General features: G+C 52.1%; 15 protein-coding genes. 4 read left to right on the top strand and 11 right to left on the bottom strand.

What is annotated here, in order from left to right; translation table 11 throughout:
- Positions 1–17 precede the first annotated feature (17 nt).
- A complete protein-coding gene (gene iolD / locus FHT67_RS03180) occupies positions 18–1,883 on the bottom strand; it encodes a 3D-(3,5/4)-trihydroxycyclohexane-1,2-dione acylhydrolase (decyclizing) (RefSeq protein WP_132303887.1) in 1,866 nt (621 codons plus the stop codon).
- A gap of 300 nt (positions 1,884–2,183) precedes the next feature.
- Here iolD and FHT67_RS03175 point away from each other — a divergent pair, with 300 nt between their 5' ends.
- On the top strand, positions 2,184–2,705 hold the full coding sequence (locus FHT67_RS03175) for a TetR-like C-terminal domain-containing protein (protein ID WP_167195583.1): 522 nt from the start codon (positions 2,184–2,186) through the stop codon (positions 2,703–2,705).
- A 63-nt stretch (positions 2,706–2,768) separates the two neighbouring features.
- On the opposite strand, the gene FHT67_RS03170 is transcribed toward FHT67_RS03175, so the two are convergent.
- The 8 genes from FHT67_RS03170 to FHT67_RS03135 all read right to left on the bottom strand — a co-directional run bounded on the left by FHT67_RS03170 (position 2,769) and on the right by FHT67_RS03135 (position 13,324).
- A complete protein-coding gene (locus FHT67_RS03170; protein ID WP_243866881.1) occupies positions 2,769–3,023 on the bottom strand; it encodes a discoidin/SUN/FTP domain-containing protein in 255 nt (84 codons plus the stop codon).
- Positions 3,024–3,104: 81 nt separating this feature from the next.
- Positions 3,105–3,656, bottom strand: a complete 552-nt coding sequence (locus tag FHT67_RS03165; protein WP_132303871.1) for a hypothetical protein — start codon at positions 3,654–3,656, stop codon at positions 3,105–3,107.
- 94 nt (positions 3,657–3,750) lie between these two features.
- Positions 3,751–6,105, bottom strand: a complete 2,355-nt coding sequence (locus FHT67_RS03160; RefSeq protein ID WP_167195580.1) for a glycoside hydrolase family 95 protein — start codon at positions 6,103–6,105, stop codon at positions 3,751–3,753.
- 72 nt (positions 6,106–6,177) lie between these two features.
- Positions 6,178–7,896: an ABC transporter substrate-binding protein gene (locus tag FHT67_RS03155; protein WP_132303867.1), complete on the bottom strand. Its 1,719-nt coding sequence runs from the start codon at positions 7,894–7,896 to the stop codon at positions 6,178–6,180.
- A 79-nt stretch (positions 7,897–7,975) separates the two neighbouring features.
- Entirely contained in the window at positions 7,976–8,884 is a 909-nt protein-coding gene (locus FHT67_RS03150; RefSeq protein ID WP_132303865.1) for a carbohydrate ABC transporter permease, read from the bottom strand.
- 15 nt (positions 8,885–8,899) lie between these two features.
- A complete protein-coding gene (locus FHT67_RS03145) occupies positions 8,900–9,859 on the bottom strand; it encodes an ABC transporter permease (protein ID WP_132303863.1) in 960 nt (319 codons plus the stop codon).
- A 161-nt stretch (positions 9,860–10,020) separates the two neighbouring features.
- Positions 10,021–11,544 carry a response regulator transcription factor gene (locus FHT67_RS03140; RefSeq protein WP_167195577.1) on the bottom strand — a complete coding sequence of 508 codons (1,524 nt, stop codon included), beginning with the start codon at positions 11,542–11,544 and terminating at the stop codon, positions 10,021–10,023.
- Positions 11,537–13,324 carry a sensor histidine kinase gene (locus tag FHT67_RS03135; RefSeq protein ID WP_132303859.1) on the bottom strand — a complete coding sequence of 596 codons (1,788 nt, stop codon included), beginning with the start codon at positions 13,322–13,324 and terminating at the stop codon, positions 11,537–11,539. The genes FHT67_RS03140 and FHT67_RS03135 overlap by 8 nt, the downstream gene beginning before the upstream one ends.
- 169 nt (positions 13,325–13,493) lie before the next feature.
- On the opposite strand from FHT67_RS03135, the gene FHT67_RS03130 reads away from it, so the two are divergent.
- Positions 13,494–16,316, top strand: coding sequence for a glycoside hydrolase family 3 C-terminal domain-containing protein (locus FHT67_RS03130; protein ID WP_167195574.1), 2,823 nt, complete (start codon positions 13,494–13,496; stop codon positions 16,314–16,316).
- Between the two features lie 138 nt (positions 16,317–16,454).
- Here the strand turns inward: FHT67_RS03130 and yicI are convergent, their stop codons facing one another.
- On the bottom strand, positions 16,455–18,770 hold the full coding sequence (yicI, locus tag FHT67_RS03125; RefSeq protein WP_167195570.1) for an alpha-xylosidase: 2,316 nt from the start codon (positions 18,768–18,770) through the stop codon (positions 16,455–16,457).
- Between the two features lie 237 nt (positions 18,771–19,007).
- On the opposite strand from yicI, the gene FHT67_RS03120 reads away from it, so the two are divergent.
- A complete protein-coding gene (locus tag FHT67_RS03120) occupies positions 19,008–19,892 on the top strand; it encodes a helix-turn-helix transcriptional regulator (protein WP_132303853.1) in 885 nt (294 codons plus the stop codon).
- 317 nt (positions 19,893–20,209) lie between these two features.
- Here FHT67_RS03120 and FHT67_RS03115 read toward each other — a convergent pair whose 3' ends face one another.
- Positions 20,210–22,444 (bottom strand): glycoside hydrolase family 3 N-terminal domain-containing protein, encoded by a 2,235-nt coding sequence (locus tag FHT67_RS03115; RefSeq protein ID WP_167195567.1) that lies wholly within the window; start codon positions 22,442–22,444, stop codon positions 20,210–20,212.
- Positions 22,445–22,618: 174 nt separating this feature from the next.
- Here FHT67_RS03115 and FHT67_RS03110 point away from each other — a divergent pair, with 174 nt between their 5' ends.
- Positions 22,619–23,251, top strand: a complete 633-nt coding sequence (locus tag FHT67_RS03110) for an MSMEG_1061 family FMN-dependent PPOX-type flavoprotein (RefSeq protein WP_167196835.1) — start codon at positions 22,619–22,621, stop codon at positions 23,249–23,251.
- Positions 23,252–23,266 lie beyond the last annotated feature (15 nt).

Raw genomic sequence — 23,266 nt, 5'->3', positions numbered from 1 at the left:
TCAGCTCCCTTAACGTCTTATATCGTTCTTGCGGCGCGGATCCGCTGTTTCATGTCCAGATGCGCGTCCAGCACTTTATTGCTGACCGACACTTCCGGCACGCCAACGTTCCACCAGGATTCGTAACCGGCTGTGTTGGTACCCGGCACGACAGGAATTTCGATCAAGGTCGATACCGTCTCCTGCTTGGCTTGAAGGAGCGCTGCCTTAAGCTCTTCCGCGGAATTCGCCTTATAAGCTTTGGCCCCTAGGCTGCGGGCATGGGCTGCGAAATCAATCGGCATGTAACCGCCGGTAAGACGTCCCGTAGCCTTGTCGCGGTAACGGAATTCATTGCCGAAGCCTTCGCTTCCGTGGCCCCGCTGCAGGTTATGAATACACTGGAAGCCGTGATTATCAAATAACAAGATGGTGATTTTAACGCCTTCCTGCAGGCTTGTGATCAGTTCGGAATGAAGCATGAAGTAGCTTCCGTCCCCTACAACGGCGTAAACCTCTCTTTTGCCTGCCTCTGCGAGCGCGGCGCCAAACGCTCCGCTTACCTCGTAGCCCATGCACGAAAAACCGTATTCCATATGGTACGTCTTCGGCTCGGCCGGTCTCCACAGACGGTGCAGATCCCCCGGCAGACTGCCTGCCGCGCAGACAATAACGGAGCTAGGATCAATATGATTCTGGATAACGCCAAGCGCATGGGTCTGCGCAAGCCCCTGCTCATGCTCCAGGGTATATAACCGGTCTACCTCGTCATCCCAGGTCTTCTTCAGATCCGCAACTTCATGCTCGCCGTAACCGCTTTGGTAGCCTGATGCGGCAAGAGCGTCGGCAAGCAGCGTTAGTCCCGGCTTGGCATCGCCTGTCAAGGCAGCGCCGCCCCATTTGGCGGAATCGAGCGGACTTACGTTAATGTTTATGAATTGAACATCATCCGCAAACGCCGATTTGGAAGACGTGGTAAAGTCGGAATACCTGGTACCTACCCCGATGATGACATCCGCTTGCTTGGCCAGCAGGTTGGCAGCCAGCGTTCCCGTGACTCCAACGCCGCCAACATTGAGCGGATGATTCCATGGAAGGACGCTTTTCCCGGCTTGCGTCTCCGCTACCGGAATGCCGTACGTCTCCGCGAAGGCTTGAAGCTCGCTTACGGCCGATGCGTACAATACGCCCCCTCCGGCGATAATAAGCGGCCTTTTCTTGCCCTTAAGGAGCTGGACTGCGCGCTCTACTGCATCCTTGGCAGGCGGCCGGCGGTCGATATAATGAATGCGCTTACTAAAAAACGCTTCGGGGTAATCGTAAGCTTCCGCTTGGACATCCTGCGGCAAAGCCAAGGTTACGGCACCCGTCTCGGCCGGGTCCGTGAGCACGCGCATCGCTTGGAGCGCTGCCGACATGAGCTGCTCGGGCCGTACGATACGGTCCCAATATTTGCTGACCGGCTTGAAAGCATCCGCAGCGGACACCGTATAATCGGAAGCGACCTCCAGCTGCTGAAGCACCGGGTCAGGCTGACGGGATGCAAAGTTGTCTCCAGGCAGCAACAGCACGGGAATGCGGTTCACGGTTGCGGTTCCGGCGGCGGTTACCATATTGAGCGCGCCTGGCCCGATGGAAGAGGTGCAAGCATAGATTTGCAGGCGGTTCTTTTGCTTGGCAAAGGCTGCGGCCGCATGCACCATGCCCTGCTCGTTTTTGCCCTGGATCAAGCTCAGACTGCCGGGGCTATACTCCAGTGCCTCGCCGATCCCCGTTACGTTGCCGTGTCCAAAAATCCCCATGACGCCTTGAACGAACTTGATCTCCTCGCCATCGATTGAAACATACTGCGCATCGAGGAACCGTACCAAAGCTTGGGCCATCGTCAATCGAATAGTAGTCATAGTACCTCCCGTTTGTTAATCGCTTAATTTGACATAAAGTAAGTAAATATAAAGTGTTCATTCGACAATATGATAAAAAGTTAAGTAAAATTAGTTAAGCGCTTAACTCCATTATACATACCGCCCTGGATTTTTCAATTCCTTTTCGAAAGAAAATTTGATTCTGCCGGGGGGAGTTATGGTATTCTTGAAAAAATACGCAAATGAAATCATACGGGGTTGATTATGACTACATCATCTTTCCATGCACGGGATACGCGAGCCCAAATCCTTGAGACCTTTTTAAGGCTGTATGACAGCATGCCTTTGGAACGAATTCATATCAAAACCTTAACGGAAGCAGCGGGCATTAACCGGGGAACCTTTTATCTTCATTACTTCAACCTCGAGGACTTGCTCGAGAGCATCGAGAATGAGCATCTGGAGGCTATCATTCAACTTGGCAATAAAGCGCGCCATCTCTATCTCTCCACCAAGGACGGCGAATTCATGCGGTATTTCATCCCCATCTTTCAATACATGGAAAAGCATCATAAAGTGATAAAAATAATAAGCGGTCCGCACAGCCGCCCCCATTTCCGGGAAGGATTGCTTAAAATCATCCGGCAAAACGCGATGGCTCGTTTTGAATCATTGCTGTCCGGTTACCGCGGAAAGGATCTCATTATAAGAGAATTCCTGATGGAAAGCGTCATCAACGGCACGCAAGGCATTCTTATCCGGTGGATCCAATCCGATATGAACCTCTCGCCGGAGGAGCTGGCGAGGTTAATGAGTCTGATCGTGCTCAAGAGTCCGATGGAGAACATGTTTACCCTATAAGGGCTATAAATTGAGACAGGGCGGAATCCGTTGATTCCACCCTGTCTCTTCTATTTCTTATCCTTATTCATAAATGCGGATTTCAATCACTTCGGCGCGCTCGCCGCCGTTGGTTTCCTTCACTACGGTCCGGATCCGGTCCGTCCGTACCGGCTTGCCCAGCGTGTGGATTTTTTTGCGGGTACGGTTCATGCTGTCGCTTGCGACCGTGATCCATTCGCCGCTTGCCCACGCCTGCACCTCGTACGATTTAGCAACCTCCGGAATGACAAGGAATGGCGTCTCGTGGTGATGAAGGTTAATCAGGTCCTCGTTCACGTCATCGTTAAACGTAATATGAATTTCCTTTACATCGGCAGGCTCGGCTAGCGCAACCGCGCAACCGCTTTGACCAAACGCTTATTTCTTTTTGCTTCTTCCCTTTTTAGCCGTTGAAAACTGGATATGGACTCCGCCGATTTCGCTCAAGAGAACATTGCGGAACACAAATGCCGCCACGTTGTTATAGTTGCCGTAGAAGTCGGAGAGGTCATCATTATAGAACTGGACAACCTTAATCCGGAATACCGGATAAACGTAAGTGCTGCCGAAAATCGACCGAAGGGCGACAAACTGGAAAATCCGGTTTGTGCGAAAGGCGATCCGGTACAGCCCGGCCAGCTCTCTTGCCGTCAAGGGACGCGTAATCGGGCTAATCGTTTTCCCGCCGCTAATGATCTTAACATGAATACTGATCTCGCCAATCACCTTGTCCGGGGCGATCAGGGTTGCTAACGCTTTCGCCTTTTTGTATCCTTTTACGAACAGCTTTACCTCGAATTGACCGTCACCGTGATCCTCCAGCGGCCCCACCTTTACGAGCGGATCTTTGCCGACCGAATATTTGATTTCATTGAAATACGTAAATTCCGGCGGAGATAAACTGATTCTTGCTTTCTTCCCGTCCGACATGTTGAATCTCCTCTCTCCTATGACGATTACTAGTATCCTATTTTAAGAGAGAGGAGACGGTTACCGCATTCAACCAGGCGGGAAAACTATTTTTTTATGCTTTTGCATCCGCATAAACGTAATACGTGCAGCCTTGCTCCGCTACAAAACAACCGTCGTTAAGCCGAGCAGCCGTCCCTTGTCCATCCTCCACGCGTATAGCCCCGGCATACCGAAGCTTGCAAACGCCGCTTCTTCCCGCTTCAATGGCAGCCCGCTTCAGCGTTCCGTTCTCCCATTCCAGCTCCACTATATAGCCGCCTCTTGCCTTCAAGCCGCTGATCCGGCCATTCGCCCACGAGGCTGGCAGCGCAGGCAGCAGATCGATCGTACCCAAATGGCTTTGAAGCAGAAGCTCGGCTATGCCTGCGCTTCCGCCGAAGTTTCCGTCAATCTGGAACGGCGGATGGGCGTCCAGCAGATTTGGATATGTGGATCGCGCAAGCAAGGTTTGCACGGCACCGTAAGCCTGCTTCTCATCCTTCAGGCGGGCGAACAGATTCAGCAGCCAAGCGCAGCTCCAGCCGGTATGCCCTCCGCCGTTCGCCAGCCTGCGATCGAGCGTCGCAACAACCGCTTCCAGCAGCTCCGGCGTATTCTCGTTAATCTCTTTGCCCGGATAAACTCCGTATAGATGCGAAACGTGGCGGTGACCCGGCTCGCTTTCCTCGAAATCCTCATACCATTCCTGAAGCTGGCCGTGACGGCCAATCTTGTAAGCCGGAAGACGATCCAGCGACGCAAGCAGCTCGTCGCGGAACTGCGTTTCTTCCACGCCTAATAGATCAATGGCTTCCAGACAGTTCCGGAACAGATCGCGAATAATAGCGATATCCATCGTTGAACCATACGACACGCTGCATGGCACTCCGTCGCTTGTCAGGAACTTGTTCTCCGGCGAAGTGGACGGATTCGTAACCAAATCGCCGTTAGGCCCCTCGACCAGCCAATCCAGGCAGAATAAAGCCGCTCCTTTGAGCAGCGGATAAGCCGTCTCGCCGAGAAAATCCTTATCGAGGCTGTAAAGGTAGCTTTCCCATACCTGACGGACAAGCCATGCTCCGCCTAGCGGCCAGAATGCCCAGCTGGCGCTTCCGCCGGTTGGCGTCGTCATTCGCCAGATGTCCACATTATGATGGGCGGTCCAGCCTCGGCTGCCGTAATGAATTCTCGCTGTTCGCGAACCGGCCTCGCTCATTTCCTTCAGCATAGCGAAGAGCGGCTCATGGCATTCGCTTAGGTTGCATACTTCCGCAGGCCAATAATTCATCTGCGTATTAATGTTGATCGTGTAATCGCTATGCCATGGCGGCGATACATGATGATTCCAGATTCCCTGCAGGTTGGCAGGCTGGGTACCCGGTCTCGAACTGCCCATCAGAAGGTAACGGCCGAAATGGAAATAGAGCGCCTCCAAATATAGGTCCTGCTTGGTCGTTTGGTAATCCGCAAGCCTGCGGTCCGTTGGCTTGTCGGCACCGTCCGTTTCATTCCCTAAAGAAAAGGATACGCGGTCAAACAACAGCCGGTGATCCTCGGCATGGCGGCTGCGCAGCGCTTCGAATCCTCGCGCCGCCGCCGCTTCCAGGCGAATATAGCAGCGTGCCGAGCAAGCTTCTTGATCCGGCGGCTGGTCGTACCCGGCAAAGCCCGTTTCGGTAGTCAAATAGATATGAAGGTAAGCCGCGTTCCGGACCTCAAGTCCTTTTTCTCCGTTCTTCACCGTTCCGTCGGTCTCCACCTTCACCCGGATCTCGAACGGCAGACCAAGCCCTTCTTCATAGAGGACATCCATAGGATGATCTTTGTGATAATTGCCGGCCACATGGCTTGGCGCTTGTCCAATCAGATGCAGCTGCCCGTCTCCTGATTCCGCTAACCGGTATTGCAGCAAGGAATCAATTACGATATCGCGATTCAAAGTTCCTCCGGCAGCTTCGTAACGGACGACTAGCGCCTGGTCCGGCACGCTTACGAAATATTGGGTCTGTACCGTAACGGCGCCATCCCGATAACGGGCTGAGGCAATCCCCTCATTCAGATGCAGTTCCCGTATATACTGCGACACGTCGGGTTCCCGGTCTTCTCTGCGCACGATCGAAATACCGCCAAGCGGCAAATAAGGCTCAACATCCCGTCCTTGCATGGTTGATTCGATCAACCGCTCGGCTTCCGCGTATTTCCCGGAAAATATAAGGTCTCGCGCCTTGGCCAAATACCGCTGTGCTTCATAATTAATCGGATCACGCGGAAAACCGGCCCATAAAGTATCCTCGTTCAGCAAAATTTGATCGATGTCCGTTCCCGCGAATACCATTGCGCCAATCCGGCCGTTGCCGATGGGCAAAGCTTCTTCCCATGCCTGCGCCGGCTGCTCGTACCACAGCTTCCAATCCCGTACTTTCCCCAATTTCCATCCTCCGCTCCCTAAGCCAAAGAGAGCCCGCATCAATCGGGCTCTCTAATAGTCCATAATGTATTATTATTCGTTCCACAGCTTCACGCGAGCTTTAACCAAATCCTCGCGGATTTTTTCCGCCTTCTCAACATCGGCTTTTACCAGCTCTTGTTGGTAGGCATCCCAAATTTTATCAAAGTCTTCCGGTTTAGCCAAGATCGCTTCCGGAATGCGTTTCCATGTGATGTCCGTCAGTTTCTTCTCGATAACCACGGCTTCGCTGTCGCCTGGAACCGGAATGTTCCAAGCAGCGCCCCAAGGCTTAACTTTGAACTCTTCTTCTTTAGGGAATAAGTCTTTCCAGGTCGTTGCGCCGTAAGCTTTAAGCGTTTCTTTCTCGACATCGTTAAAGCCTGCCACGATTTGCTCTGGGAAGTTTGTAGTGTAATAGTTGCCGCTTGGATCCTTCACGCCGTCGCCGTAGTGACCGCTCAGGAGATTGTAGAGACCGATACCCGTTTCTTTGGTAAAGTTGACAGCATCGTTGATTTTGCGGTTATTTACGTCTTCAGGAATAACGCGTTTGCCGTCAACCACATTGTAATGCTTGCCTTCGATACCCCAGTTTACGAGCACTTGACCTTCGTCGGAAGCCAGGTAGTCAAGGAACTTGATTGTACGAACTGGATCCGGATTGTCTTTGGAGATCGCTACGCCGCTGCCAGCCATGAAGCCTGTTGGCCAGAACGATGCTTCCTTGATGTCTTCTGACATCGTAACCGGGTAGTGTCCGTAGCCTTGATCGAATTTGCCTTCGGCTTTCAGAGCTTTCTCGCCGTCGCCGTAATCCCAATCCTGGTCAATCAAGCCAAGGACGCGGCCGGAAGCGATTTTCGCTTTGTATTGATCATATTTTTGTACGAAGCTTTCTGGATCAAGCAAGCCTTCCGCGTTCATATGGTTCAGCCATTTGAAGTATTCTTTCTCTTCCGGACGACGGAAGTGATAAATGACTTTCTGCGTATCCACATCGATGTTGAACTCGCCGTCATCGGAACCGCCGGTCGCGAGGAATGCCGGGTTCGTTACCGAGATGTACATATGCCAATCGTCGGCATTCAATGTCAGACCGATATTCGGGTTGCCGTTCTCGTCTTTCGGATGAAGAGCAAGATAATCTTTGATCGCTTTCTCGTAATCCGCTACCGTGCGGATTTGCGGGTAGCCCAGCTCTTTAACAACGCGGTGCTGCAGCTCGAAGCCGCCGCCAGCGTTGAAGTACTGCTGGCCGATTCCGTTATAGGAAGGAATGACATAGATGGAATGGTCGTCATCGCTGTAACGAAGACGGCTCATATTGCCTTCAAAAAGCTTCTTCAAGTGAGGAGCATATTTATCAATCAAATCGGTCAAATCAAGTACCGCGCCAGCGTCAACGAATTTTGCGATGCTTTGTTTCGCGCTGATCAGATCCGGATACTCGCCGCTCGCCGCAATCAGGGACGATTTTTGAACCGCATCGCCTACCGCGAATTCCGCGTCAAGGGTAATGCCTGTTTTCTCTGTAAGGGTTTTGCCAATCTCGTCCTGCATATTCGCCCAGTTCGGGGACGGGTCTTCGCTGTAATAAGTCAATGTGAGCGGGGAAGTATCTTCCGGCGCCGCAGAGTTTGTTGCATTGCCGCCAGTGTTCGCGCTGCTGCTATTCGCTTCATCATTGTTATTGCTGCCGCAGCCCGCCAGCAAACCGGCAACTAACGTGGTAGACAATGCGAGGCTTGACCATTTGCTGATTTGATTCATGTAATAACCCTCCTATATATTTATGAGAACCATATCGTATTAACGGGTTTCCCCAACAATACCGCTTCTAATCATCAGATCAGCCTTTTACGGCGCCTAATGTCATGCCTTTAACGAAGTATCTTTGCAAGAAAGGATAAACGACCAGGATTGGCACGGTTACAACGATCGTAATCGCCATTTTGACGGATTCCGGCGACACGGACGACATCATTTGCGTCATGTTCGAGTTATGGATATCCACGTTATTGCCGGAAGTCGTGCTTTGCAGTACCTTCATCAGCTCGAACTGCAGCGTGGTCAGCGATTCTTTGGAGCCGTTGTAGAGATAAGTGTCAAACCAGGAATTCCATTGGCCAACGGCAAGGAACAAAGCGATTGTTGCCAGCGCCGGTTTAGCCATCGGGAGAATAATGCGCCAATAGATTGTAAAATCGTTCGCGCCGTCGAGCTTGGCCGACTCTTGCAGCGCATAAGGAATGCCATCCATAAAGGAGCGGATGACGAATACGTTAAAGGCGCTTACGAGACCCGGAAGGATGTAGACCCAGAACGTTCCCATCATGTGCAGGTCGCGGATCAGGAAGTAGACCGGAATCAGACCGCCCGATACATACATCGTCAGCGCCAGGAAGACGGATACGAATTTGCGTCCTTGGAAATCGGGACGGCTCAGCGTAAACGCGAGCATCGAAGCGCTGATCAAACCAACGATCGTGCCGGCTACCGTACGCAATACCGAGATTTTGAAGCCGGTAATCAAGCCTCCGAAGGAAAAGATTACTTTATAGTTTTCAGTCGTAAATTCGCGCGGGAAAATCGTAATCCCGCCCCTTACGCTGTCAACCGACTCGTTAAATGAAAGAGCAAGCACGTTCAGAAACGGATACAAAGTGATGATCATTACGAAGATAACGAATACGTATACGAACACACTCAGAAGCCGGTCTGACAGAGGCGCGCCGCCCAGCAGTCTTTTTGATGTCATGGCTCACCCTCCTCCTTACATGATGCTTTCTTTCGTAATTTTCTTAAACAGTCCGTTTGCCATAAACAGAAGAATAATACTTACAACCGAGTTGAAAATATTAACCGCCGTACCAAATGAGTAACGGCTCATCTGCAGACCGTATTCAAGCGCATACAAATCAAGGACTTGCGAATAATCGCGAACAAGATTGTTGCCTAGCAGGAACTGCTTCTCGAAGCCGATCTGGATCAAGTGACCGATGGACATGATGAGCAGGATCACAATCGTCGAACGAATGCCCGGCAGCGTAATGTGCCAAATCTGGCGGATGCGGTTCGCTCCGTCCACTCTTGCCGCTTCGTACATCTCTTGGCTGATGCCCGCAATCGCCGCCAGATAGATAATGGTGTTCCAGCCCATCTCTTTCCATACATCGGAGACGGTGACGATGCCCCAGAAGAAATGCGGCTTCGCCAGGAACTGAATCGGCGTATCGATAATGCCAAGCCACATCAGAATTTCGTTTACCGTACCGTGGTCCGCCGAGAGCATCTTGGATACGATACCCGCTACGACAACCCAGGATACGAAGTGAGGCAAATACGATACGGTTTGGGCAAACCGCTTGAATGCCATGCTGCGGACTTCGTTAAGCAGAACCGCGAAGACGATCGGTACCGCAAAGCCGGCGATAATGCCCATAAAACTCATGGCCAGCGTATTTCTCATCACAAGGTAGAACGTATCGTCTTGGAACAGCGTTTTGAATTGATCGAAGCCTACCCAGTCCTGCTCCCAGAACGATTTGGCCGGCTTGAATTTCTGGAAGGCCATTGTCCAGCCCCAGAGCGGATAGTAACTAAACACAAACACCCAGATTATGAAAGGCAGCGACATCATGTATAAGTATCTGTTACGGATAGCTGTTTTCCAAAAGTTTCTCTCTCTTTTTTTTCGCGTCTGCTGCTGAACGCTAGTTGTGACCGCTTTCATTGGTATCCCTCCTGCCTTATGCATTCATGATAACGGATACATGGCAGATCTCGGTACCCAAAGGATTTGGCATAAAATCATATAAAAATTAGTGTAAGCGGATTCACCGCATGAAAAAAACGCATGATTTTCTCCGGTCGTGAGAAAACCACGCGTTCCTTTTAGGAATCCTTCTTTCGGTATACAGACGGCGAAGAGCCTACGTACTTGCGGAATTTGCTGTGGAAATAGTCGACGTTCGCGTATCCGACCATCTCCGCAACCTGGTACACCTTAAGTCCTTGCTCAAGTAATATTTTCGCTTGTTCCATCCGTACTTTATCCAGATACGTGTTGAAGTTTTCTCCTGTAACCTGCTTGAACAGCTTGCCGAGATAAGCGCTGTTATAGTTAAACAGTTCGGCGAGCGTCTCCATTTTCAGGTTCTCCTTGTAATTCCGGCGAATCAGGTCGATCATGCGGTTGATCTGCTTGTCCGCGGACGAATGATCGAGGGCATCGGCAATCTGATCGATAATCGCGGATGCCAGTCTAGTGAGCGAGCTGACCCGGTACTCGCGGAACAGCTCCGGTATGCGCTGCCGGTAGTCGCGGACCGGAAGCTCCGGCCGCTTGGACGCAAGCTTGTCGAGGATAGACGACACAAGCTCTACGAATGCCGCCTTCATCTCGGCTTCGCCAAATCCCGCTGCTTTCATCGCTTCAGCGGATTCTTCGATCTGCTGCCGGATCGCTTCCCGGTTTACAATCTCAAGCGCGAGGTAAAGCTTTTCCGCCGTCCCGGTCAAATCCGGCTTCGCGCCCTCATGCCCTCCCGGCAGCTGCGGATCCTCGGTCATTATCTGACCGCCCTCCAGGAAGAACCTGTTTTTTATCCGTTCAAGCGCCTTCTGATAGGCAGACGGAATATCCGTAAAGCCCGCTATCTTGCCACCGGTCACGACGGTAAAATCCGAAGCCAATCCCTCGCAGGCACCGGCAATCATCGCATGCATTTCCCGCAGGAACCGCTCATTGCCGAGACCCTTGTTCAGAAGGATCAGCAAATACGGCTCCATGGCGACAGCAAGACCCGAGCCGGATTGCTCCAGCCGCTCGGATAATCGGCGTTTTATATGAGCATGGCCGGCTGTCTCCTCTTCATTCCGTTCATGCGTCTTGATGAGCAGCAGTTCGAACTCCGTCCAATCCAGTGACGCGGACAGTTGAGAAAGACTAGGGCCTGCGCTTCCTTCGGCGAGCAGCCGCTTCAAGTCATCCTCCGCATTGCCTTGACGTTCGTCCAATCGTTTCCGGCGGGTCTCATACTCGAGATCCAGCTCTTTCCTCAGGGATTGCAAGTAATCCATCAGCTCGTCCTCGTCGACGGGCTTCAGCAAATACCCGTCAATCCGCTGGACGATAGCCTGCTTGGCGTATTCGAAATCCGCGTAACCGCTCAGAATCAATACATGCATCGTTCCGCCGTTCTCGCGGATCGTTCTGATCAGCTCAAGGCCGTTCATCTCCGGCATCCGGATATCGACGATAATGAGATCGAGCTCATGCTGCTCGCACTTCTTCAGGGCATCCTTGCCGTTGGCTGCCGTATCCACCACTTCGTAACCGAGACTCTCCCATTCCAGCAAGGTTCGGAGACCTTCCCGAATCATCGGTTCATCGTCTACAAGCAATACTTTATACATACAAATCCTCCCCAAAAGGCAAGGTGAAGGAAACCTTCGTCCCTATACCCGGTTCACTCTCGAATTGAAGCCCGTGCTCCGGTCCGTACGTCAGCTGCAGCCGCAAATGGACGTTGCGGAGTCCAATCCGGTTGTTCTCTGCATCCTCTGTTTCGTTCAAATGCTGGGTAAGCTTCTCCATTTTCTCGCGGGTCATCCCCGCCCCGTTATCCATGACGTCAACCCGGACATAATCGCCTTCCCTGGCTGCCCGAACCGTTACCTTGCCGCCCTCCATCTTGTTCTCGAAGCCGTGAATGACGGCATTCTCGACAAGCGGCTGAATAATAAGCGGAGGAATCGGCACTCTTTCCGCAACCGGATCCACGTGAAGCTCGTAGGATAACCGGTCCTCGTACCTGAATTTCTGAATGTCCAAATAGCAGCGGACAATATCCATCTCGTCGGCAAGCGGCGTAAGCCGCTGAGTCACCTCGATGCTCCGCCGCATCAGCTTGCCAAGCAGGCGGACCACCTGCGAAATCTCCTTTTCCCCTTTCAAATGGGCCTTCATCCGAATTGATTCCAGCGCGTTAAACAGGAAATGCGGATTAATCTGGCTGGCCATCATCTTCAGCTTGATCTCGTTCTGCTTGGCTTCGAGCAGACTTTTCATCTTGTTCGATTCCTGGACTTCCTCGACGAGACCGTTAATGCTCGACACCATGGAATTGAACTGCCTGGACAGCTGCCCAATCTCATCCTTGCCGTCAATCTCCATCACGATGTCCAGCTTGCCGGTCGCCACCTTCGTAATATGCTTGCTTAAACGGAGCATCCGCTTCGTAATGATGGTGGACACGCCAATAATCAGGAAAATAGCAATAATCAAGCTAATTGAAATCACCGTAAGGGCTAACGAATTAATCCGGTTGGCATCCGCTACAATCGTGTCAACGGAGAACACGGAAATGATGCGGAGCGTATTTCCGCTTGCTTCGGGTATCAAGGGCTCAATCAGGACACGCGAGGCCTGACCGTCTATATTGGCGGAATACATCCCGCTTCTCTCTTGCACGATGCTTTGCTCGTAGTCGATTTCCTGCAGCGTTTTCCCCGCCCGGCCCATCCGGTTTGCCGCGACAATCCGGTTGCTGTCGTCAACGATCATCGTCTCGAAGGACTCCTGATTCAAGATGCTGTTCAGAGCCTGCATATTCAGCGTAATGACCAGAACGCCGCTTGTATTGCTGCTTGAAAAACTGATTCCGCGCACGAGACTCAAATAATTCCGCTTGTCCCGCTCATCCTCGAGAAAATACCAATTCACGCCGCTGCCGGGATTTAACGCATTTGTATACCAGACGGATTCCTTAATCGAATTGTCCGGCTGGATGAAATCCCAGTTGTTCAGCATCGTTGGATTTTCCATGTAAAACCGGATGTTCGCCACTTCGTCATGCTGCTGCCGAATCTCGTTGAAATCCGTATATTCCCGGTATGCCTTAACGACCTCGTAAGTCGATTCGTATTTCCGGTTCGTCACTGCCTCCAGCCGGCTGTTCTCCAGACGGTAAGCGCTGTCGTAAGCAACGTTCATCAGCTCGGTCGTTCTTGCCTTGACCCGCTGCACGTTCGTATGCGTCTGCTCCATCGCGTTATCCAGCGCCATATTGCGCAGCTCGTTTGTCAGAAACACGCCAACGATCAGAATTGGAATGAATACGACTACGATGCAGGATAAGATGAGCTTTGTTCTCAGCTTCACGTTGTTCAGCAGGTGCGAGAACATCTGAAACATTTTGCCAGCCCCCTGTCACCATCACAGAAAAATTTGATTGCGTTTACATTCTAGGGGTTCAACCGCTAATTGTACAGGGATTTTATCTCCAATTTGTCGGGTATGAACGGTTGCGCCTGCATGTTAAAATTTTTGAAACCCCTTACAATTAAAGGAGCTGACATTTGTAGTGACGCAACTTTCGGAAGCAAAATATCCATTTCAAAACCCCGACCTGCCGCTCGAGCAGCGCGTTAATGATTTGGTTAACCGATTCACCCTGGAAGAAAAAATCAATCTGATGTGCCAATACCAGGACGAGATTGCTCATCTTGGCGTCAAAGCCTACAAGCATGGCACCGAAGCGGCGCATGGCATGGCCTGGCTGGGCGAAGCGACAACCTTCCCTCAGCCGATTGGCCTCGCTTGTACCTGGGACAAAGACCTGCTGAAAAAAATCGGCAGCGTCATCGGCGACGAAGCGCGAGGCTTCTATTCCCAGAATCCGGCGCATAACGGTCTGACGTTATGGGCGCCAACCGTCGATATGGAACGCGATCCGCGCTGGGGCCGTACCGAAGAGGCTTACGGCGAAGACCCGCATCTGACTGGCAAGCTGTCCGCGGCTTTAACCCAAGGCATTCAGGGCGACCATCCGTTTTACGTGAAAGCGGTCGCATCGCTCAAGCATTTCATCGGCAACAATAACGAGATCAATCGCGGAGAATGCTCCGTCAGCCTCGACCCGCGCAACAAAAACGAATACTACCTGAAAGCGTTCGAAATTCCGTTCAAGGAAGGCGGAGCGCTGTCGATGATGACCGCCTACAATTCGGTGAACGGCGTTCCCGCCAACATCAATCCGGATGTGAACAACATCGTCAAACGGGATTGGGGCATGAACGGATTTGTCGTAAGCGACGCCGGCGACGTGCTTGGCACCGTCAATGACCATCATTACGTCGAGACGTACAAGGAAGCGGTAGCTCTGACGATCAAAGCCGGCGTAGACAGTATCACCGACGATCACCCGATCTCGAAGCAGGCGATCCGCGATGCGCTGGCCGAAGGAATGCTGACGGAAAACGATCTCGACATCGCGCTGCGCAATACGTTCCGCGTCCGCTTCCGTCTTGGCGAATTCGATCCCGCAGACCGCAACCCTTATGCGGCGATCGACGCATCGGCGATCATGAAGCCGGAGCATGCCGAGCTTGCCCTTGATGCCGTGCGCAAAAGCATCGTGCTGCTCAAAAACGACGGTCTCCTGCCGCTATCCGCGGATAAGCTGAGCAAGGCTGCCGTTATCGGCCCGCTGGCCGGCATCGTGTACCGCGACTGGTACAGCGGCCTTATGCCGTATTCGATTACGCCGTTTGAAGGCATCCGGAAGAAAATGAACGGTGCCCATCAAGCAGTAACGCTGGCAACGGGCAGCAGCCGAGTGAAGCTTAAATCGCTGAAGAACGGCAAGTACGTGAGGCTTGGAAGCGACGAGAAAAACTCGCTGTCCGCAAGCTCCCGGGGCTCCGATTCTGCCGATCTGTTCGAAACGACAGACTGGGGCTGGGACAGCCATACGCTTATCGCGGAAAATAACAAGCTCTACCTGACAACCGACGATGAGAAAATCACCGCATCGTCCGAGCATATCTGGGAATGGTTCACCAAGGAAGTATTCCACGTTCGTCCGCAGCATGACGAGAATGTCGTGACCTTCACGACCTGGAACAACCGTCCCGTAACCGTCAATGCCGAGAGCGGAGCCCTGGAAGTGCGGGATGGCGATGCCTCTGTCGCCGAGCCGTTTGCGGTTGAAAAAGAAACCGACGGCCTGCAGGAAGCGATTGCCGCCGCGCGTAACAACGAAGTCGCGGTTGTTGTTGTCGGCAATCACCCGCTCATTAACGGGAAAGAAACGATTGACCGCCCCGACCTGACGCTTGCTGCTTATCAAGAAAAGCTCATTCGCGAAGTCTATGCCGTTAATCCGAATACCGTTGTTGTGGTAGTCGGCAGCTATCCGTTCGCTATGCCTTGGGTCCAGGAGAATATTCCTGCGATCGTCTATCTGTCGCATGCCGGTCAAGAGCTTGGCCATGCGCTGGCTGACGTCCTGTTTGGCGACTACAACCCGGCTGGACGCGTCAACATGACCTGGTACGAGTCGGCTGACCAGCTTGGCGAATTTATGGATTACGACATTATCAAAAGCGAACGCACTTACCAATATTTTGCCGGAAAGCCATTGTATCCATTCGGACACGGTTTGTCCTACAGCCGTTTCCAATACGATGCTCTCAAGCTTGAGCAGTCCGAAGATTCGATTACCGTTAGCTTCCGCGTTACGAATACTAGCGACATTGACGGCGAAGAAGTCGTTCAGCTGTACGCCAGAGCCTTGGAATCCCGCGTGAAACGTGCGCTCAGACAGCTGCAATCGTTCGATCGCATTGCGCTTGCTGCCGGTGAATCAAGGGAAGTAAGCTTCGTGCTGGACCGTTCCGCTCTCGCTTTCTGGGATGTAACCAGAAGCAAAATGTGCGTCGAGCAAGGCAGTTACGCGTTTCTCGTTGGCGCATCCTCCGGCGATATCCGCCTGGAAGGAGCCTTGACCGTTGCCGGCGAAACGATTCCGCCGCGCGATTTGTCCCAAGTTACGGGAGCCGTGAATTATGACGATTATTCCAATATCATCATCAGCGACAATGCCGAAGGCGGCGACAGCGCGGCAACAACGTCGTCCGTTGCATGGCTCCGTTACGATGACGCCCTGATTGGCGAAGAAATTTGCTTCTTCGAAGCCAGAGCCTTGTCTGCGAAAGGCGCATCCCTTGAAATCCGCCTTGATGGTCCGGACGGTCCGCTCGCTGGCAGCCTGACGCTTCAAGCAAGCTCCGCTTGGCAGACAGTCACGGCATCGGTCGAGCAAGCAGCCGGCAACCACCAAGTGTATCTGGTAGTTAGAGGCGAAGGCGAAACGAAGCTGAGCTGGTTCCGCTTCGGCAAATAGATATTTGTTAGCCCGGAAAGAGGAGTGAAACTCTCTTTCCGGGCTTTTTTGTTGCCGTGCGTATCTTAGTTACGCACGAATGGGCAAACAGCCGCTTGCTCTTTGGGAGCAAGCGGCCGGTCGCCTATCGTTTTACATCTACAGTTTTACAATGATCTTCTGACCGGAGGCTGGAACGAGCTTCAAGCCTTCTGAGGTTTGCTGCGAGTCAGCGCCTTCCACAGCCGCTGCTTGCTCAATGCCGCGCAGTACAACCTGCCATGGCTTGCCTGTGCCTTCATAGCTGATTTCAATGGTGCTGCCTGTGCGAGCCGCCTTAGCCGTTGCTTGCGGCTGTCCGTTCAGATCATGGATAACCGCTTTTGCCGTTGCGCCGTCTTCCAGCTCGAACAGGTGCAGCGTGACGTTATCCGCGTAATCGTAGTCCGGCTTTTGGTTGTTGCTGCCGACGGCAAGAAGCGTGTTAGGACGAACAAGCAACGGGATCGAGCTGTAGCCATGCTGCTCTTCTACCCATTTGCCGCCCTCAACCGTCGTACCGTCGATCAGGCTGGTCCATTTGCCCGCCGGTACGTAATATTTCGCCGTACCTTCGGTATTAAAGATTGGAGCAACCAGCAGGCTTTCGCCCAGCATGTACTGACGATCCAGGTAATGCGTCGTTGGATCCTCAGGGAACTCGAGAACCATCGCGCGCATCATCGGTACGCCTTTTTCCGTTGCTTCAACCGCATGGTTGAACAGATAAGGCATCAGGCTGCTCTTAAGCTCCGTGAAGTAACGAAGGACGTCAACGGACTCTTCGTCGAACAGCCAAGGCACGCGGTACGATTCGTTGCCGTGCAGGCGGCTGTGCGAGCTGAGCATGCCAAAGGCTACCCAACGCTTGTAGATATCCGGTGGAGCCGTCCGTTCGAAGCCGCTGATATCGTGGCTCCAGAAGCCAAAGCCGGAAAGACCAAGCGACAAGCCGCCGCGGAGCGATTCCGCCATCGAATCATAGTTCGCCGAGCAGTCGCCGCCCCAGTGTACCGGGTACTGCTGGCCGCCTGCCGTAGCCGAACGCGCGAACAGCATCGCTTCGTTCTTGCCGCGGTTTTCTTCCAGTACTTCGAATACCGCTTTGTTGTACAGCTGCGTATAATAATTGTGCATTTTCTGCGGATCGGAACCGTCGAAGTAAACGACATCCGTAGGGATGCGCTCGCCGAAGTCCGTTTTGAAGCAATCAACGCCCATGTCCATCAGACGTTTCAGATGGCCTTTGTACCATTTCACCGCATCCGGGTTCGTGAAGTCGACAAGTCCCATGCCCGCCTGCCATTTATCCCATTGCCATACGCTGCCGTCCGGCTTGCGAACGAGGTAGCCGTTTTCCATGCCTTCTTGGAAGAGAGGCGATTTTTGGCCGATGTAGGAGTTGATCCATACGCAAATGCGAAGACCGCGTTCTTTCAGGCGGCGAAGCATGCCTTCCGGATCCGGGAACATGTCCGCATCCCACTCGAAGTTGCACCATTCGTATTCTTTCATCCAGAAGCAGTCGAAGTGGAAGACATGAAGCGGAATATTGCGCTCAGCCATTCCTTCAATAAAGCTGTTAACCGTTGCTTCGTCATAGTCCGTTGTAAACGAAGTTGTCAGCCACAGGCCAAACGACCATGCCGGAGGCAATGCCGGTTTGCCGGTCAGCTTCGTGTAGTTGTCGAGTACGTCCTTCAGCGTTTTGCCGCCTACGATGAAGTATTCCAGATGCTCGCCGGGCACGCTAAAGCCAACCTTCGATACGACCTCGGAACCAATTTCGAACGATACGCGTTCCGGATGGTTGACGAATACGCCGTAACCTGCGCTCGATAGATAGAACGGCACGTTTTTGTATGCTTGCTCGGAGCTTGTTCCGCCGTCTTCGTTCCAGGAATCAACAACCTGGCCGTTCTTGATAAACGGAGTGAAGCGTTCGCCAAGGCCGTAAACCTGCTCGCCAACGCCAAGATCCAGCATTTCGCGGAAGAAAGCTTTGCCGTGATCTTGCACATAAGCCGCAGCCTTTTGCGCTGTGCCCGTCACCTTGCGGCCGTTCTGAATGAATTCCAGGCCCCAAGTCGGCGATTTGCGGATACGCGCCTGCAGGCCGCCGCTAGTAAGGTTTGTGTATTGCTCGTCTTGTTCGACGGTTACGCTATGATTGGCATCAACGAGAGTCTCGAATTCAGGGCCAACTTGTTTCACGCCGGCATGGTGTACCCAGCGAACTTTAATGACATCGGGAATTGGAGAGCTGATCTCGGCCGTAAGCATCGTGCCGTTCAGCGTATCGCCCTTGATGACGACCGGCTTTGTTGCCATGTAAGCCGTCAGTTTGCCGTTCTTTTCTTTCAATTCGCGAACGTCAACCGGATATTGCATCTCAACGCCTTCGCGAATTTGCCAATAACCATCGGTAAATTTCATGTTTATGTTCCTCCTCGAATAATTGCAAAGCAATTCGTAAGCGTTTGCTTATTGGATTGTTTAAAAGTCTTGCCTTGCAAGGATTTCTAGGGTGTATCCAGCCTACTCAGTAGCTTCTCGTACCTTGTAAGCGGTTATGTTATAATAATATTGTCTTATTCTCTGTAACTCTTCCTAAATATTGCTCATTATTATCACGATTTTGACATTTGCTATTTTTCTATAGGAGTTTTGTTTATGGATAAATCTTTGCTGAAAGAAGCTCGCAAGCATGGCAACCCGATCTATCCGGTCAGCCTGTACGAAATCACCTGTCCGGCTGATGCCCCTCTGCTGGATTTGCATTGGCATGACGAGCTTGAGCTGCTGCTAGTAACGGAAGGAAAAGCCGTATTCCGGGTAGATTTGCAGGATTATGAACTGCAAGCTGGTGAAGCAATCTTCGTTAATTCCGGTGAGCTTCATTCCGGATACGTTGTGGGAGACAAACCCTGCTCATTCAACGCTGTTGTGTTCCATTCCAGCTTGTTCAGCAGCGGATCCATCGATTATTTGTTCGACCGTTATATTTCTCCCGTTCTTGAGAGAAGATATGAAGTACCCGCCCATTTGCGCCGGGAGCCTGGGCCGGGCATCGAGCTTCTTGCGATGCTCGATCAGTTATTTGAGACTCACCGTAACGAACAAGCCGCTTCGGAGCTTACGATAAAAGGCTTGTTATTTGGCATATTGGCCAAGCTGGTCAGCTTAGGGAAGCCTTCCGTACGGGTGAAGCCGGAACAAGAAGGCTTCCGGATTGAACGGCTGAAGACCGTCATCGAATATATCGAGCAAAATTATGCCGAGCCTATTCCTCTGCAGAAGCTCGCGGAGCTGGCAAGGATGAGCGAGTCGTATTTCTGCCGTTTCTTCAAACGCATGACTACAAAAAGCCCCATCGAATATATGAACAGCTATCGCGTCCAGCAGGCGGCCAGCCGTCTTAGGCAATCAGATGCCAAGATTATGGAGGTCGCGCTCGACGTTGGCTTCAACAGCTTAAGCTACTTCAACACCGTATTCCGACAGCGCTTTGGCTGCACGCCGAGAGAATACCGGAGCCGCCTGCAGGAAAACGCGTAAGCCGGCCGTCTGCGAATCGGAAGCAGGGTCGCCGAGCTAGTTGCGCTACTTTATGGTTCCTTAACGATGCGCGGCATTGTTAAGAGAGAAGCAGCATGACTTATTGCGAAGCTTAACGATGTCCCGAATAGTCAAGCAGTCGTTTTACACTTGATTTTGAGCATTTTTGCGCGATTTCAGCGTTCTTAACGATGTCGGGTATCGTTAAGACCACGGCAAAGTCACTAATAGCAAGGCTTGACGATGTGGCATATCGTTAAGCCTCCATCATAAAAGGACTGTCCTTCAGCATTCAGCTCACGGACAGTCCCTTTCATTTATATTAATTCGAATTCCGCCTCCCGCGCTTCCATCGAGTTCCCTCCAATATAGACGGAAAACTCGCCTTCCTCTGCGCAGTAGCGAAGGTGCTTATCGTGATATTTCAAATCCTCTTCGGTAATCCGGAAGCTGACTTCCCTTGCTGCTCCCGGCTCTAACGTAATCTTCGCGAAGCCTCGCAGCCTTTTTACCGGTCGGACAGTGCTGCCGTAATGATCCCGGATATACATTTGAACGGTCTCTTCGCCAGCATGACTGCCAGTATTCGTTACCGTTACCGACGCAAGAATCGTATCCCCGCGCTGCAACGACGTTTTGTCCAAACGGATGTCCGAATAAGAAAAGGTCGTGTAGCTCATGCCGAAGCCGAACGGATATAATGGGTCGTTGGGACCATCGGTATACTTGGACAAGAAGGCTTCGTGCTGATTGCTCTCGGTTACCGGCCGGCCTGTTTGAAAATGATTGTAATATACCGGGATCTGCCCTTCTTGGCGAGGGAAGCTCATCGTCAGCCTGCCCGTAGGATTATACTCCCCGAACAAAATATCCGCCGCAGCCGCGCCTGCGCAAGAGCCAAGGTACCAGGTTTCCAGAATCGCGTTAACCTTCTTCTCGAGTCCGTTGAATACAAGCGGTCTGCCGTTTGTAAGAACCAGTACGGTAGGTTTGCCCAGCTGCGCAACAAACTCCGCCAACTCCCGCTGAGCTTTCGGCAGTCCGATATCCATACGCGAAGCAGCCTCGCCGCTCATTGTCCATGTTTCCCCCAGCGCAAGAATAACCGCATCCGCCTCTTGCGCCGCCATTTTCGCCGCCGTAAAGCCGCCTTCGATTGCAGCATTTACTTCACAGCCTATTACGATATCCAGCTCTATATGAGGAACAAGCTCGCGAATCCCCTCCGCAAGCGTAATCGTTCGTTCGTGATACTTCGTTCCCTGCCACGGACCCAGCTGATCCTTGCTGTCAGCAAACGGTCCAATTAACGCAAGGCGCTTGATGCTTTTATTGAGCGGGAGAACGCCGTCATTTTTCAATAGAACAGCCGACTTAAGCGCAAGTACCTTACTCGCCTTCAAGTGATCCGAATGAAAATGATACTCTGCTTCCTTCTCCGGCCGGATATACCGGAATGGATCATCCATAATCCCAATCCTGTATTTATACGTTAAAATGCGCCGGACCGCCTGATCCAGCTGCTCTTCGCGCACTTTCCCTTCTTTAATGAGCGTAGGCAAATGGGAGGCATAAGCACGGGTCACCATTTCAATGTCCATCGTTGCGTCAAGTGCCAGCTTGGCCGCTTCCTTGCTGTCTTTTGCCGCACCGTGGGCAACAATCTCTTCAATCGATCCGTAATCCGAAATAATCATGCCGTCGAATCCAAGCTCGTTCCGGAGAAGATCCTTCAGCAAAAACTCGCTGGCCGCGCACGGAATCCCGTCATATTGGTTGAAGCCATTCATCACCGAAGCGGCTCCCGCTTCAATCCCCGCCTGAAATGGCGGCAAATAGAAGTCTCTCAAGGTTCGCTCCGACATATCCACCGTATTATAATCGCGGCCCGCTTCACCTGCCCCATATCCCGCAAAATGCTTCAGACAAGCGATCATCGTCTCCTCGCTAAACAAGCTTTCCCCTTGGTAGCCTTCAACTTGAGCCTTGGCAATGAGCGCCCCCAGGTAAGGGTCTTCGCCCGCCCCCTCTACCACGCGTCCCCACCGGGGATCCCGAGAAATATCCACCATCGGAGCATGGTTGTACGTAATGCCGGTCGCCGTCGCTTCTTTTGCCGCGATCTCGCACGCGAGCTTAATCGCTTCCGGATCCCAGCTGCATGACCAGGCCAGCGGGACCGGAAAAATCGTCTGAAAGCCGTGGATAATATCCGAATTGAACAGAAGCGGTATGCCATGAGGAGATTTTTCAACGGCAATCCTCTGCAGCTCGAATATCCGCTCCGACTCCATTGCGCCAAGAACCGTCCCGACTCGTCCCTGCTCCAGGAGCTTCTCCGCGCTTTCGGATTCCACCTCTCCGCCGAGCGACACCCGGGAGCCCAAGCATTGACTCATTTGGCCGATTTTCTGATCTATCGTCAGCTGCCGGAGCAGCTTTTCTACTTGTTCCGAAATATCCTTGTCCGTCCTCGGTTTAATCGGATCTGTGGGACGATTAGCTTGAAGCAACTCTCGCCATCTTCTTGCCGCCTGCATCTTCTCTTTCATTTCAAGTACCCCTTCCCTATGTAAACCTTTAATTCCATAGTAGAAGAGTATTTGCCGCGGAACTATCCCTATTATTCGGTTGTGAAAAAGAAGATTTTCGGAAGTGAGTATTAACTCGCCTCACCTGCCTATGGTAAAATAATGGAATCTCCTTGAGAGGGTGATTGCTTCTTGATAGAAATAGATCAAAGCCAGTTGATTACTTCCGAAGCCGAGCTTCGTTCGTTAATCGGCTATCCCAGTGAACTTGTTCAACATAAAGTGATCTCCGCAATTGATTCCAACTGCCGCGATTTTATCGCCAAATCTCCTTTTCTCGTTGTATCGACTGCCGATTCCTGCGGGCATTGCGATGTATCCCCACGAGGCGATTCGCCGGGGTTTGTTCATGTTCTGGATGACAAGCATCTGATTATTCCGGAACGGCCGGGTAACAAAAGAATAGACACTCTGCGCAACATTTTATCGAATCCGCATATCGGCATGCAGTTTTTTATTCCGGGACTTGGAGAAACTCTAAGAATAAACGGTCATGCTTACCTAACGAAAGAGGAGAATCTTTTAAAGCCGCTTTCCGTAAAAGACCGCGTACCTCAAATCGGGATCGTCGTAAAGGTCGAAGAATGCTATATGCATTGCGCTAAAGCATTTCTTCGCTCCCGGCTGTGGAAGCCCGAAACCTGGCTCGGCAACGAGCAGCTTCCCTCCCCCGCCCGAATTATTTCGGAGCATGCGAATCTGGACGGATCAACCCCGGAGGTCATTGCCGCCAGGCTTGAAGACGGCTATAAGAACCGGTTGTATTAATCATAATGCGAGGTT

Source organism: Paenibacillus sp. BK720 (assembly GCF_011761545.1).
Classification (GTDB): domain Bacteria; phylum Bacillota; class Bacilli; order Paenibacillales; family Paenibacillaceae; genus Pristimantibacillus.
Note: the sequence above shows the minus strand (reverse complement) of the source record. Positions and strands in the feature narration are given on the sequence as shown.